This window comes from Streptomyces resistomycificus (assembly GCF_001514265.1).
Classification (GTDB): Bacteria; Actinomycetota; Actinomycetes; order Streptomycetales; family Streptomycetaceae; genus Streptomyces; species Streptomyces resistomycificus.
On the sequence record NZ_KQ948991.1, the window covers coordinates 512,396 to 526,941 of the forward strand.

Here is a 14,546-nt window from a genome sequence, read left to right on the forward strand (position 1 = left end):
TACGCAAATCGCCCGACCCGAAAGTGAGGGGCCATGGCCCAGAACAAGGTCATGAAGCTGTGGATCGCCATCGTCACTGCCTTCCTGGCGCTGTGCACGACGCTCGGCCTGATCACGACGACCGCCGCCGCGGCCGTACCGCAGACCGAGTCGACGCGCAACAGCACGGCACACACGACGACGCCGGCGACGCCCCTGTGGTCCTGGTCCTACTCCAGAGACCTGCCCCCCACCATGAAGCAGCGCATCCGCGCCGAGGCCCACGGCAAGACCCCCGGCTGCCGCCACCGCCCGCCCACCGACACGGACGCGGATGCGGATGCGGAGGTCGATGCGGAAGCGAGTACGGCAATGGGCGTCGACACGAGCAGGGACACGGACTCGGCCGTCCCGGCCTCGACCCCGTGCGACGCGACCGGCAGCTCCGTCGGGCTCTTCAGCCCTCTCCTGCGCTGACCGCACCGCACACTCACACGTAACGGCGAACTTGCGTACGCCCGGACAGCATGTAGAGCCCCGACCGGTCCCCGGTCGGGGCTCTACTGCGTGCACCGCCGCCCACCGCCCCCACACCCGGACCAGACGCCTCCCTCGGCGGCGCCTTGAGCTGCGCATTGCCCTGACAGCGCAGGCCCAGCACCTCACTACGACGAAGACCGAGCAGCAACACGTCCGCTTCCTTCGTCTGCTCCGGTACAACGACTTGAACGTAGCAGCGCGCTACGCACGCCGCGACGTCGACTTCGAGGGGCGGCGGTGCATCCCGGTCAGGCAGGTGCAGCGTGTGAAGGGGTCGGCGTCCGCCGCAGCACCGTTCGGCTCCCCGGCACACCTGTGGGACCCTGCTCGCCTTCCTGAAGGCCCACCCCAAGGTCGCCCAGGCGATCCTCCGGCATAGCCAGATCCGTACGACTATGGACGGCTATACGCACGTCGTCGGCGACAGCGAGCGGGAAGCCTTCGCGATGCTCTCCGAGCTGCTGGAAGAGCCGCTCATCGGCTGACCGCCGGTGTTGGTGTCACCCGGTGGTGTCAAAAGACCCCCAGTCCTGTGGACTGGGGGTCTTCTCGCTGGTGGGGCTAACAGGATTTGAACCTGTGGCCTCATCCTTATCAGGGATGCGCTCTAACCAACTGAGCTATAGCCCCGCCGCGCTCTGCGGTGTGTGTCCCGCGCGCTGACTCCTGAAGATTAGCGCACGACGCGGGCAGTCCCAAAATCGGTATCCGGAGACCGTCAGCGGGAACGGGACGGCACGCTCACTCGTCCTCGGCCAGCGTCAGCTCGACGCCGCCGACGAAGCCCGCGGAGAGGTTGTAGATGAACGCGCCGAGGGTCGCGAGGGCGGTCGCGAGGACTACGTCGATGACCGCGATGATCGTCGTGAACGTCAGGACGTTCGGGAGGGACAGGAACGACTGGAGGTCGAAGCCGTTCGACTCGTTCGAGCCGGTCGCCTCGGAGATCGTGCCACCGACCGTCGAGAAGACGCCCATCGCGTCCATGACCATCCACAGCACGGCGGCCGCGACGATGGTGCAGATGCCCAGCGCGATGGAGAGCAGGAAGCTGACCTTCATCACCGACCAGGGGTCGGCCTTGGCCACTCTCAGGCGCGCCTTGCGGGTGCGCGGCGTGGTGCGCGCACCGGTGCGGGGGCGGCGCACAGCGCCGGCCGGGGTCGGCTGGGCCGGGTAGGCCTGCGGCGGGTGGTACGGCCCGGAGGGCTGCTGCGGCTGACGCTCCCCCGGCAGCGGGGAGGGCGCCTCGGGCGGCGTCGGCTGGGCCGACGGCTGAGGCTGGGCGCCCGGAGCGGCCGTGGCCTGGCCCGCGCCGGTGGCGGGCCCCTTGGCCTGCGGTCCTCGGGTGTCCGTCACAGTTCCCCCCTGGGATCCATGCGTGTCAGGCGAGGGCGAGCCGGTCGCTGGGGACTTGATCGCCTGCAGGTTGGTCGTGTGCGGGTCGGTCGGGCCCGCGCCCGTGTGCGAGTCTGTCGCTTTCGCGGCGGAGCCACGGCCGCCGCCGTTCGATTCGTTACCGGTAGAGGTACCGGTAGAGGTACCGGTAGAGGTACCGACCGAACCGGCGCCCGTGGCTCCGCTCACGATGACTCACTCCTCGTGCTACTCGGTCGAGGGCTCCGCGCCCTCGTCCGTGCCGGTTGTCGCGGCACCTTCGACGGTCTCGTCGACGACGATGTCGCCGTCGACCTCCTCCGCCTCGCGTCCCGCCTCGGCGTTACGTGCGATACCGACCACGGCATCGCGCTTGCCCAGGTTGATCAGTTGGACGCCCATGGTGTCACGGCCCGTCTCCCTGACTCCGCTGACTCGCGTACGAATCACGCCGCCGGACAGCGTGATGGCGAGGATCTCGTCGCTCTCCTCGACCACCAGCGCGCCGACGAGTGATCCGCGGTCCTCCACGATCTTGGCAGCCTTGATGCCGAGGCCGCCGCGACCCTGGACGCGGTACTCGTCGACGGCGGTCCGCTTCGCGTACCCGCCGTCCGTAGCAGTGAACACGAACGTACCGGGTCGAACAACATTCATCGAGAGCAGCTGGTCGCTCTCGCGGAAGCTCATGCCCTTGACACCCGAGGTGGCGCGGCCCATGGGACGCAGGGTTTCGTCGGTGGCGGTGAACCTGATCGACTGGGCCTTCTTGCTGATCAGAAGCAGATCGTCGTCGGCCGAAACGAGTTCGGCTCCGATCAGTTCGTCGTCCGAACCGTCCTCCGTCTCGCGGAGGTTGATCGCGATCACACCGCCGGAACGCGGCGAATCGTAATCCTTCAGAGGCGTCTTCTTGACCAGACCGCCCTTCGTGGCGAGCACCAGGTACGGCGCCACCTCGTAGTTGCGGATCGCGAGGATCTCGGCGATCGCCTCGTCCGGCTGGAAGGCCAGCAGGTTGGCGACGTGCTGTCCACGCGCGTCACGGCCGGCGTCGGGAAGCTCGTACGCCTTGGCCCTGTAGACGCGGCCCTTGTTGGTGAAGAACAGCAGCCAGTGGTGCGTGGTCGACACGAAGAAGTGGTCGACGATGTCGTCTTCCTTGAGCTTCGCGCCGCGCACGCCCTTGCCGCCGCGCTTCTGCGCCCTGTAGTCGACGGTCTTGGTGCGCTTGACGTAGCCACCGCGCGTGACGGTGACGACGATGTCCTCCTCGGCGATCAGGTCCTCGATGGACATGTCACCGTCGTAGGGCACCAGCATGGTCTTGCGGTCGTCGCCGTACTTCTCGACGATCGCGGCGAGTTCGGCACTGACGATGCCGCGCTGACGGACCGGCGAGGCGAGGATCTCGTTGTACTCGGTGATCTTCGCCTGGAGCTCGTCGTGCTCCTGGATGATCTTCTGACGCTCCAGGGCGGCCAGTCGCCGCAGCTGCATCTCGAGGATGGCGTTCGCCTGGATCTCGTCGATCTCCAGGAGCTCCATCAGGCCCGTGCGCGCGATGTCGACGGTGTCGCTGCGCCGGATCAGCGCGATGACCTCGTCGATGGCGTCCAGGGCCTTCAGCAGGCCGCGCAGGATGTGCGCCCGCTCCTCGGCCTTGCGCAGCCGGAACTTCGTACGCCGGACGATGACCTCGATCTGGTGCGTCACCCAGTGGCGGATGAACGCGTCGAGGGACAGCGTGCGCGGCACCCCGTCGACCAGTGCCAGCATGTTGGCGCCGAAGTTCGACTGCAGGTCGGTGTGCTTGTAGAGGTTGTTCAGGACGACCTTGGCGACCGCGTCCCGCTTCAGGACGATGACGAGACGCTGGCCCGTGCGGGAGCTGGTCTCGTCCCGGACGTCCGCGATGCCGCCGATCCTGCCGTCCTTCACCAGGTCGGCGATCTTCTGCGCGAGGTTGTCGGGGTTGGTCTGGTACGGCAGTTCCGTGACCACCAGGCACTGGCGGTTCTGGATCTCCTCGACCTCGACGACCGCGCGCATGGTGATCGAGCCGCGGCCCGTGCGGTAGGCCTCCTCGATGCCCTTGCGGCCGACGACCAGAGCGCCGGTCGGGAAGTCGGGGCCCTTGATGCGCTCGATGAGCGCGTCAAGGAGCTCCTCGTGAGAGGCCTCGGGGTTCTCCAGGTACCACTGGGCGCCGGCCGCGACCTCGCGCAGGTTGTGCGGCGGGATGTTGGTGGCCATGCCGACCGCGATACCGGCCGAGCCGTTGATCAGCAGGTTGGGGAAACGGGCCGGCAGGACCGTCGGTTCCTTGGAGCGGCCGTCGTAGTTGTCCGTGAAGTCGACGGTCTCCTCGTCGATGTCACGGACCATCTCCATGGACAGCGGCATCATCTTGCACTCGGTGTACCGCATGGCGGCCGCCGGGTCGTTGCCGGGAGAACCGAAGTTGCCGTTGGAGTCCACCAGCGGCATCCGCATCGACCACGGCTGCGCGAGGCGGACCAGCGCGTCATAGATCGAGGAGTCGCCGTGCGGGTGGTAGTTGCCCATGACGTCGCCGACGACACGGGCGCACTTGTAGAAGCCCTTCTCGGGCCGGTAGCCGCCGTCGTACATGGCGTACAGCACACGACGGTGGACGGGCTTGAGACCGTCCCGGACGTCGGGCAGCGCACGCGAGACGATGACGGACATCGCGTAGTCGAGGTACGAGCGCTGCATCTCCGTCTCGAGCCCGACGGGCTCGACACGGAGGCTGATCTCGCCGTCCTCTTCAGGCGTCACAGGGGTGTTCTCGTCGGCCATTGCTGGTGGGGATCCTTCCTGGTGCGGTCAGCTGAGACCGACTCAGATGTCGAGGAAGCGGACGTCCTTGGCATTGCGCTGGATGAACTGGCGGCGCGCCTCCACGTCCTCACCCATGAGGACCGAGAACAGGTCGTCGGCCTGGGCGGCGTCGTCGAGGGTGACCTGACCGAGGACGCGGTGCTCCTGGTCCATGGTCGTGATGCGCAGCTCCTCGGCGTTCATCTCGCCGAGACCCTTGAAGCGCTGGATCGAGTCCTCGCGGATGCGCTTGCCTCGCTGGCGGCCCATCTCGATCAGCGCGTCGCGCTCGCGGTCGGAGTACGCGTACTCGATGTCCTCCCGGCCCCACTTGATCTTGTAGAGCGGGGGACGGGACAGGAACACGTGCCCGGCCTCGACCAGCGGCCGCATGAAGCGGAACAGGAAGGTCAGCAGCAGGGTGTTGATGTGCTGGCCGTCGACGTCGGCGTCCGCCATCAGGATGATCTTGTGATAGCGCAGCTTCTCGATGTCGAAGTCCTCGTGGACTCCGGTGCCGAAGGCCGAGATCAGCGCCTGGATCTCCTGGTTCTGCAGGATCTTGTCGATCCTGGCCTTCTCCACGTTGAGGATCTTGCCGCGGATCGGGAGGATCGCCTGGTACTCCGGGTTGCGGCCGGACTTGGCCGAGCCGCCGGCGGAGTCACCCTCGACGATGAAGATCTCGCACTTGATGGGGTCGTTCGACTGGCAGTCGGAGAGCTTGCCCGGGAGGGACGCCGTCTCGAGCAGACCCTTGCGGCGCGTCAGGTCACGCGCCTTGCGGGCCGCCACGCGCGCGGTGGCCGCCTGGATGCCCTTGCGGACGATGTCCGCGGCCTCGACCGGGTTGCGGTCCAGCCAGTCGTTCAGGTGTTCGTAGACCGCCTTCTGGACGAAGGTCTTGGCCTCCGTGTTGCCCAGCTTGGTCTTGGTCTGGCCCTCGAACTGCGGCTCGCTGAGCTTCACCGAGATGATCGCCGTCAGACCCTCGCGGATGTCGTCACCCGTGAGGTTGTCGTCCTTCTCCCGCAGCAGCTTCTTGTCGCGCGCGTACTTGTTGATCAGGTTGGTGAGCGCCGCACGGAAGCCCTCCTCGTGCGTACCACCCTCATGCGTGTGGATGATGTTCGCGAAGGAGTAGACGCCCTCGGTGTAACCGCTGTTCCACTGCATGGCGACTTCGAGGGAGAGGCTCTTGTCCTTGTCCTCGGCCTCGAGGTCGATGACCGTCGGGTGTACCGCCTCTCCCTTGCGGGAGTTGAGGTACTTCACGAAGTCGACGATGCCGCCCTCGTAGTGGTACGTGACGGTCTTGACCTCGGCGGTCTCGTCCGCGCCCGCCTCGTCCGCCCCGGAGGTGGCCTTGGCCGACTCGCGCTCGTCGGTGAGCTTGATCGTCAAGCCCTTGTTGAGGAACGCCATCTCCTGGAAACGCCGCGAGAGCGTCTCGAAGGAGTACTCGGTGGTCTCGAAGATGTCGCTGTCGGCCCAGAAGGTGACCGACGTGCCGGTCTCGTCCGTGGCCTCGTGCTTGACCAACGGCGCCGTGGGGACGCCCATCTTGTAGTCCTGCGTGTGGCGGTACCCGTCGGTCCTGACCTCGACGGCGACCTTCGACGACAGGGCGTTCACCACGGAGACGCCCACGCCGTGCAGACCGCCGGAGACCGCGTAACCGCCGCCGCCGAACTTGCCGCCCGCGTGCAGCACGGTCAGCACGACCTCGAGGGCCGGCTTGCCCTCGGAGGCCACGATGCCCACCGGGATGCCACGGCCGTTGTCGACGACGCGGACGCCGCCGTCGGCCAGGATCGTCACGTCGATGGTGTCCGCGTGGCCGGCCAGCGCCTCGTCGACCGAGTTGTCGACGACCTCGTACACGAGGTGGTGAAGTCCGCGCTCACCGGTCGAGCCGATGTACATACCGGGTCGCTTGCGGACCGCGTCCAGACCCTCGAGGACGGTGATGGCGCTGGCGTCGTACGAGGCGGTGACCTCGCCGTTCGAGGTGTTGACCTCGTCGCTCACGCCGGCGTCGGTGGACGGGATGTTCTCGTTGGGGTTGCCGGAATCGGCCACGAAGCGCCCTTTCTGGCACAGCACGAGCCAGGCTCGTCGGCGGGTTGCCGGAGCGGCTGCGGCATGTTGCGTTGGTAAGCCTTGTTCAGCGTTGCTCAGCTTTTCCCGGGCGGTCCCCACGATTGGGGCGGGATTGGCTTCCAGTCTACCGGTAGCGCCGACAGTGATGGGGGTTTGCCGGTACCTGAGTCCGCATGTGCCGCCCTCAACCGGTCTCTTCCGGGTCCCCATATACGGAACGGGGCTCAAAGAGGCTCACAGCGGCACTCAGCGCTTCGGGCCGTCAACCCTTGGCTACTTGGGAGTCACGTCGGGATTCGCAACCGCGTCCACCGACACGAGGCGATCACCCGGGGCCTGCGGTTGTGACGTCAGTCACCTTTTGATACGGCCGCGCAGACGTGGGCCCAGCCGGTCTTCCAGGGGGCTCCGCTCACCCGTAGGTGTCGCCGGGACCCGTGCTGCCGGGGGCTCGCAGGGGGCCGTAACGGCGGGGCGGACCACCGGGACCCTGCACCTTGATCAGCTTCACCGCGCCCTGTCCCAGATCCTCGTTCAGGCGGGCGACCAGCTGTGGGGCGAGCAGCCGGAGATTGGTCGCCCACGCCGTGGAATCGCAGCGCACGACCAGGACCCGCTCGTCCTCGTCGTACTTCTCCGGCTCGCAGTGCTTGGCCAGGTCCTCGCCGACGATCTGCGGCCAGCGGCCCATCACCCCGCCCACCGCGGCCGGCGCCTCCCAGCCGCGCTCGGTGATCAGCCGGTTGATGGCGGCGCCGAGCGCGAGGGGGTCGCGTCCGTCGGCACGCGCTCCAGAGCGCAGGCCTCCACGTCGCGCCTGCTTCTTCTGCTGCGCCGCGTCCCCACGCGCGCGTGCCTGTTCCTTCGCCGCCCTGAGCGCCACGCGCGCGAGGTCGACGCCGGAGGGCTCGGCCTTCTTTCCGGGAGCCGGTCCGTCCTCGGTACTCATGCCCGCTGCACCGTCCCCTCCGCCACGCTGTACCGCGTCCCCGCCAGGACATGCGGTACGTCGTCGTCGACCGCGGCCGTCACCAGCACCTGCTCGCCCGGCGCGACCAGCTCGGCCAGGCGCTCGCGGCGACGGGTGTCCAGCTCGGCGAAGACGTCGTCGAGGACGAGCACCGGCTCGTTGCCCTCGGCACTGAGGAGGTCGTAGGACGCCAGCCGCAACGCCAGCGCGTACGACCAGGACTCGCCGTGCGAGGCGTACCCCTTCGCCGGCAACTGGCCGAGCTTGAGCAGCAGTTCGTCCCGGTGCGGTCCCACGAGCGTGACTCCCCGCTCGATCTCCTGCTTACGCGCCTCGGCCAGTGCGGCCATCAGCTGCTCGTAGAGCTCCTCGCGCGTGTGTGCCTCACCCGGCGCGGACGGCTTGTACTCCAGCGCGACCGGACCTCCGCCGGGCGCCAGCTGCTCGTACGCCTTGTCGGCCAGCGGCTGGAGGGACGCGATCAGGTCGAGCCGCTGGGCGAGCAGCTCCGCTCCCGCGCGCGCGAGGTGCTGGTCCCAGACGTCGAGGGTGGACAGGTCCATGGAGCGGCCGCCGTGCCGGCGGGCGAGCGCGGCCGACTTCAGCAGCGTGTTGCGCTGCTTGAGGACCCGCTCGTAGTCGGAACGGACGCCGGCCATGCGCGGAGAACGGGCCGTGATCAGCTCGTCGAGGAACCGCCGCCGCTCCCCGGGATCGCCCTTGACCAGCGCCAGGTCCTCGGGCGCGAACAGCACGGTCCGCACGATCCCCAGCACGTCACGCGGCCTGACCTGCGAGGACCTGTTGATGCGGGCTCGGTTGGCGCGGCCGGGGTTCAGCTCCAGCTCGACCAGCTGCTGCCGCTCACCCTGCTTGACCTGGGCCCGGATGACCGCGCGCTCGGCGCCCATCCGGACCAGCGGGGCGTCGGAGGAGACGCGGTGGCTGCCGAGGGTGGCCAGGTATCCGATCGCCTCGACCAAATTCGTTTTGCCCTGCCCGTTGGGGCCGACGAAGGCGGTGACGCCCGGGTCGAGCGGAACTTCGACCCGGGCGTACGAGCGGAAGTCGGCCAGCGACAGGTGCGTGACGTGCATGGTCGTGCGCCGACCTCCCCCAGCTTGTGGACTCAGCTTGTGGACTGCTGTGCAGCCCTGTGGACTACTTCTTCTCGACCGCGTGACCGCCGAACTGGTTCCGCAGCGCGGCGATCATCTTCATCTGCGGCGAGTCCTCCTGGCGCGACGCGAACCGCGCGAAGAGGGAGGCCGTGATCGCGGGCAGCGGCACGGCGTTGTCGATGGCGGCTTCCACAGTCCAGCGTCCCTCGCCGGAGTCCTGTGCAAAACCCTTCAGCCTGTCCAGGTGCTCGTCCTCGTCAAGGGCGTTCACCGCGAGGTCGAGCAGCCAGGAACGGATGACCGTGCCCTCCTGCCAGGAGCGGAAGACCTCCCGGACGTCCGTGACGGAGTCGACCTTCTCCAGCAGTTCCCAGCCTTCGGCGTAGGCCTGCATCATCGCGTACTCGATGCCGTTGTGGACCATCTTCGCGAAGTGGCCCGCGCCGACCTTGCCGGCATGCACCGCTCCGAGGTCGCCCTCGGGCTTCAGCGCGTCGAAGACCGGCTGCACCTTGGCGACGTTCTCCGCGTCGCCGCCGTACATCAGCGCGTAGCCGTTCTCCAGGCCCCAGACGCCGCCGGAGACGCCGCAGTCGACGAAGCCGATGCCCTTGGCTGCCAGCTCCTCGGCGTGCTTCTCGTCGTCGGTCCACCGGGAGTTCCCGCCGTCCACGACGACGTCGCCGGGCTCGAGCAGCTCGGCGAGCTCGTCGACGGTCGACTGGGTCGCGGCGCCGGCCGGGACCATCACCCAGACCACACGCGGGCCCTTGAGCTTGCCCACAAGCTCAGAGAGGCTGTGGACATCGGCGAGGTCCGGGTTGCGGTCGTATCCGATGACGGTGTGGCCTGCGCGGCGAATCCGCTCGCGCATGTTGCCGCCCATCTTGCCGAGGCCGACGAGACCGAGCTCCATCAGTGTTCCTTAGGTTTGCGACGTGGCGTTACGGCACTTCCGTACCTGCGTCCGAGCCTAAACCCGGACGCTCGCTCACATCTGTGGGCATACGCGCTCAAACGTAGGCCCCGACCTGCGGGTTCTCTGGAGGGGTCGGTCAGCCGCTGAGGCGCACCGGCATGATCAGGTACTTGTAGGCCTCGTCCGCCTCGGCGTCCAGGGCCGGCTTGCCGCTGAGCAGCGCGGGCTTCGTGGACGTCGTGAAGGACAGCTGGGCCACCGGGGAGTCGATGGCGCTCAGGCCGTCCAGCAGGAAGGTCGGGTTGAAGGCGATCGAGATGTCGTCGCCCTCGAGCTGGGCGTCGACCCTTTCCACAGCCTGTGCGTCGTCGCTGGAGCCGGCCTCCAGGATGAGCACGCCCTGCTCGAAGCTGAGCCGCACCGGGGTGTTGCGCTCCGCGACCAGGGCCACACGCTTGACGGCCTCCACGAAGGGGGCGGTCTCGATCACGGCGACGGAGTTGAACTCCGTCGGGAACAGAGTGCGGTACTTCGGGAGGTCGCCCTCCAGGAGGCGGGTCGTCGTGCGGCGGCCCGCGCCCTCGAAGCCGATGAGGCCCTCGCCCGAGCCGCCACCGGACAGCGCCAGGATGACGCTGTCGCCGCTTGTGAGGGCCTTGGCGGTGTCCAGGAGCGTCTTGGCGGGGACCAGCGCGACCGCGGACGCCTCGGGGTTCTCCGGCTTCCACAGGAACTCGCGGACCGCGAAGCGGTAGCGGTCGGTGGACGCCAGCGTGACGGTGTCGCCCTCGATCTCGATGCGCACACCGGTGAGGACGGGCAGCGTGTCGTCACGGCCCGCGGCGATGGCGACCTGGGCGGCGGCCGCGGCGAAGACCTCGCCGGGAACCGTGCCCGTGGCGTTCGGCATCTGCGGCAGGGCCGGGTACTCCTCCACAGGCAGGGTGTGGAGTGTGAACCGCGAGGAGCCGCAGACCACGGTCGCCCGTACACCGTCTGTGGAAATCTCCACCGGGCGGTTGGGGAGGGCGCGGCAGATGTCGGCGAGCAGCCGGCCCGAGACGAGGACCGTGCCCTCCTCGTCGACCTCGGTCTCCACGGAGACACGTGCGGAGACCTCGTAGTCGAAGCTGGACAGGCTCAGCTGGCCGTCCTCGGCCTTCAGCAGCAGGCCGGCGAGGACCGGCGCCGGCGGACGGGCCGGGAGGCTGCGTGCCGCCCAGGCCACTGCCTCCGCGAGTACGTCGCGTTCCACCCGGATCTTCACTGTTGCCGCCTCCTGCTGTTGCCGGCGCTTCTCGCCCTGCCTGGCTTCGTCGTCTGTCGCGGTGTCGTCGGTCTCGGTGAGGTGAAGGACACCGGGGACCAGTCTGACGCACCGCACTGACAGTCGGTGCCCCTCGGGGTCAAGTCGTGACGAGGGGCAGTCGCGAGCCGGACAGCGAGTTGTGCACAGGACCCCCTTCGAAACGGATTCCCAGCTCTCTCTAGTTGGGAGTAGTAGTAGGGCCTGTGGATACCGTGGATAACCGCGTTTTCCCAGCTCAGAGCGGAAATTTTGTCCACTGCCCCTGTGGGTGACGACGGTGGACAACCGGGCACTTCTGTGGAGAACGGAAAGTTCTGCACACTCCGTGCACAGCCTGGGGCCACTTCTCCCCAGCGCCGTCCCCAGCTTTGCCCCCGTTTCCCACAGGCCAACCCGGCACCTTCGTGTGACGCCTTTCACTCGACACGGTGAGGAGGCGCGTCGCGTTGCCGAACAGTGGACAGCGGTGTGGAGAAGCTGGAGATCGCTGGGGACAACCGGCCGTGGCCTGTGGGCAGGCGGTGGACAACTTGATGCACAGCCTGTGGATGATCTCGCTGTCCACAGTCTGTGGAGATCTTTCGTCCACCAATCCACAGCCACCTGACCTGGTCTGATGGTCCCTCAACAGGAGGCCCTGTGGACACGATCTGGACAACTTCCCAGTCCCCAGGATGTGGACGGAAGAAAGTCGCCTGATCTGTGGAGGGAGGCCGTAACCCGGCAGGTATTCGAACAGCGGATGTCCGACGCGGGCCGCCGGAACGACCGAGGGCGCCCTCGGGAACTCGTCCCTGGGCGCCCTCGGAGGCGTGTTTCTAGGTCTGGGGGCCGCGTCTTGTGCCCTGTCAGCCGTTCTTGATGCGGTTGGTCAGCTCGGTGACCTGGTTGTAGATGGAGCGTCGCTCGGCCATCAGATTGCGGATCTTGCGGTCCGCGTGCATGACCGTCGTGTGGTCGCGGCCGCCGAACAGCGCACCGATCTTCGGCAGCGAGAGGTCCGTCAGCTCACGGCACAGGTACATGGCGATCTGCCGGGCGGTCACCAGGGCGCGGCCGCGCGAGGTGCCGCACAGGTCCTCGACCGTGAGACCGAAGTAGTCGGCGGTCGCGCCCATGATGGCCGTCGACGTGATCTCCGGGGCCGAGTCCTCACCCCCGGGGATCAGGTCCTTGAGAACGATCTCCGTGAGCCCCAGGTCCACCGGCTGCCGGTTGAGCGACGCGAACGCCGTCACCCTGATCAGCGCGCCCTCCAGTTCGCGGATGTTGCGCGAGATCCGGGAGGCGATGAACTCCAGGACCTCCGGCGGGGCGTTCAGCTGCTCCTGCACCGCCTTCTTGCGGAGGATGGCGATCCGGGTCTCCAGCTCGGGCGGCTGGACGTCGGTGATCAGACCCCACTCGAAACGGTTCCGCAGCCGGTCCTCCAGGGTCACCAGCTGCTTGGGCGGCCGGTCGCTGGAGAGCACGATCTGCTTGTTGGCGTTGTGAAGCGTGTTGAAGGTGTGGAAGAACTCCTCCTGTGTCGACTCCTTGTCCGCGAGGAACTGGATGTCGTCGACGAGCAGGATGTCCATCTCGCGGTAGCGCTTGCGGAAGCTGTCGCCCTTGCCGTCGCGGATCGAGTTGATGAACTCGTTGGTGAACTCCTCCGAGCTCACGTACCGCACGCGCGTGCCGGGGTAGAGGCTGCGCGCGTAGTGGCCGATCGCGTGCAGAAGATGCGTTTTGCCGAGCCCCGACTCGCCGTAGATGAAGAGCGGGTTGTACGCCTTCGCCGGCGCTTCGGCGACCGCCACCGCGGCCGCGTGCGCGAAGCGGTTGGAGGCGCCGATGACGAACGTGTCGAAGAGGTACTTCGGGTTCAGGCGCGCGGTCGGTTCGCCAGGACCGGTCGCCGGCGCCGGCTGCGCGGCCAGCGGGCCGGGGGCGCCGGTGGTGGGCAGCGGGGATCCGACGGGACCGCCGCGGTGCACGCGTCCGGATCCCGAGGGCGGCTCGGGACGCTCGCGGCGGGCGTCACGCGCGTCCTCGTCGGCCCGGTGGCGACCGTAGTCCGGTCGCTGGTCGTAGTCGGAGCGCGGGTCGTAGTCGGAGCGCTGGGAGTCGTAGGACGGGCGCTCCATGCGGTCCATGGGCTGCGGACGGTAGTCCTGCGTGTACGAGTCCTTCGACGGAGATCCGTACGAGTCCTGTGAGGGGCCGCCGTAGGAGTCCTGTGACGGGGGTCCGTAGGAATCCTGGGCCGGCGGGCCGTAGGAGTCCTGCGAGGGAGAGGCGTAGGGGTCGCGCTCGGGGAAGCCGAGCCGCTGCTGCTGCCAGCTGTACTCGTCCTGCTGCGGGCGCGGCCAGGCTCCGGGCTCGGGGCGCTGGTACTCCGAGGGGTACGTGGGGCGGGCGGTCGGGAGCTGGTCGGGGCGCTGCGTGTGGTCGCCCTGGGCTCCGGGATGCTGCTCGGAGCGGCCCGGGCCGGGGTCGTCGGCGCGGTGGCGGCCGTAGCCCTCGTACTGGCCGGAGGGGAGCTCGGGTTCCTCGTAGCGCGGCTGGGGCCGGGTCGGGGGGCTCGGCGGTGCAGGGGGCTCACCGGCGGAGTCGTCGACGGTGATCGCGATGCGGATCGGGCGGCCGCATTCGCGGCTCAGCGTCTCGCTCACGACGGGGGCGAGACGGCCCTCCAGTACGTTCTTCGCAAATTCGTTCGGCACGGCGAGCAGTGCGGTGTCCGCCACGAGCGCGAGCGGCTGGCAGCGCCGGATCCAGTGTTCGTCCTTGACCTCGACGCCCTGCCCACGGCCGTTGTCGAGAAGTTGCTCCAGTACTCGTGGCCACACTGCGGCAAGATCGGCAGGTACGTCAGCCACAGGGCACGCTCTCTCATGGGTCCCACGAACGTGTGGTTCGGGACGGGTCGGGATTCAGATGGGGTCGGGCGGGTGCAAGGGAACGAGTCGGAAGTCCAGCCACGGTAGTCAGGGCGACGGGTGCGGTTCAAGTTGTTGTCCCCAGCCTGTGGATAGTGTCTCCCGGTGACCGCTGGTTTGACCGGATGGCGTAGCCGCGCGTACCGTAACCAGGTCGAGTTGTCGATGGCTGCTGCCGCCTGCCTCCGATGGGCACAGGTCACTTGGGTGATCGGTCAGCGGTGCACTCGGGCGTAACGCGAGCTACTCGTGGGCGCACGGTGACAGCCAGGACGGCACCCGAAACCAACGATTTATTTCTGGAGCCCCCTAGTGAGCAAGCGCACCTTCCAGCCGAACAACCGTCGTCGCGCGAAGACCCACGGTTTCCGCCTGCGGATGCGCACCCGTGCCGGTCGTGCGATTCTCGCGAACCGCCGCAGCAAGGGTCGCGCCAGCCTGTCCGCCTGAGTCTGATCAG

At 68.0% G+C, this 14,546-nt stretch carries 10 protein-coding genes and 1 tRNA gene; 2 read left to right on the forward strand and 9 right to left on the reverse strand.

Going from position 1 to position 14,546, the window contains the following annotated elements; translation table 11 throughout:
• Positions 1-33 precede the first annotated feature (33 nt).
• Complete coding sequence (locus tag AQJ84_RS16795; RefSeq protein WP_220450765.1) at positions 34-456, forward strand: DUF6344 domain-containing protein; 423 nt, start codon at positions 34-36, stop codon at positions 454-456.
• Positions 457-1,072: 616 nt separating this feature from the next.
• Here AQJ84_RS16795 and AQJ84_RS16805 read toward each other — a convergent pair.
• The 9 genes from AQJ84_RS16805 to dnaA all read right to left on the reverse strand — a co-directional run bounded on the left by AQJ84_RS16805 (position 1,073) and on the right by dnaA (position 14,026).
• Positions 1,073-1,149 (reverse strand) — tRNA-Ile (locus tag AQJ84_RS16805).
• Positions 1,150-1,260: 111 nt separating this feature from the next.
• A complete protein-coding gene (locus AQJ84_RS16810; protein WP_053191929.1) occupies positions 1,261-2,106 on the reverse strand; it encodes a DUF3566 domain-containing protein in 846 nt (281 codons plus the stop codon).
• Between the two features lie 18 nt (positions 2,107-2,124).
• Positions 2,125-4,719 carry a DNA gyrase subunit A gene (gyrA, locus tag AQJ84_RS16815; protein ID WP_030042215.1) on the reverse strand — a complete coding sequence of 865 codons (2,595 nt, stop codon included), beginning with the start codon at positions 4,717-4,719 and terminating at the stop codon, positions 2,125-2,127.
• 42 nt (positions 4,720-4,761) lie between these two features.
• Positions 4,762-6,822 (reverse strand): DNA topoisomerase (ATP-hydrolyzing) subunit B, encoded by a 2,061-nt coding sequence (gene gyrB, locus AQJ84_RS16820; protein ID WP_198536336.1) that lies wholly within the window; start codon positions 6,820-6,822, stop codon positions 4,762-4,764.
• A gap of 433 nt (positions 6,823-7,255) precedes the next feature.
• The gene (locus tag AQJ84_RS16825) at positions 7,256-7,792 is read right to left on the reverse strand and encodes a DUF721 domain-containing protein (RefSeq protein WP_030042217.1); all 537 of its coding nucleotides are present in this window, start codon (positions 7,790-7,792) and stop codon (positions 7,256-7,258) included.
• Positions 7,789-8,910 carry a DNA replication/repair protein RecF gene (recF, locus tag AQJ84_RS16830; protein WP_030042218.1) on the reverse strand — a complete coding sequence of 374 codons (1,122 nt, stop codon included), beginning with the start codon at positions 8,908-8,910 and terminating at the stop codon, positions 7,789-7,791. Before recF ends, AQJ84_RS16825 begins: the two co-directional genes overlap by 4 nt.
• A gap of 64 nt (positions 8,911-8,974) precedes the next feature.
• A complete protein-coding gene (gene gnd, locus AQJ84_RS16835) occupies positions 8,975-9,850 on the reverse strand; it encodes a phosphogluconate dehydrogenase (NAD(+)-dependent, decarboxylating) (RefSeq protein WP_053191932.1) in 876 nt (291 codons plus the stop codon).
• A gap of 139 nt (positions 9,851-9,989) precedes the next feature.
• Positions 9,990-11,120, reverse strand: coding sequence for a DNA polymerase III subunit beta (gene dnaN, locus AQJ84_RS16840; RefSeq protein WP_053191945.1), 1,131 nt, complete (start codon positions 11,118-11,120; stop codon positions 9,990-9,992).
• An 890-nt stretch (positions 11,121-12,010) separates the two neighbouring features.
• Positions 12,011-14,026: a chromosomal replication initiator protein DnaA gene (gene dnaA / locus AQJ84_RS16845; RefSeq protein WP_079022697.1), complete on the reverse strand. Its 2,016-nt coding sequence runs from the start codon at positions 14,024-14,026 to the stop codon at positions 12,011-12,013.
• A gap of 372 nt (positions 14,027-14,398) precedes the next feature.
• Here dnaA and rpmH point away from each other — a divergent pair, with 372 nt between their 5' ends.
• On the forward strand, positions 14,399-14,536 hold the full coding sequence (gene rpmH / locus AQJ84_RS16850) for a 50S ribosomal protein L34 (RefSeq protein ID WP_005482975.1): 138 nt from the start codon (positions 14,399-14,401) through the stop codon (positions 14,534-14,536).
• The last annotated feature ends 10 nt before the right edge of the window (positions 14,537-14,546 follow it).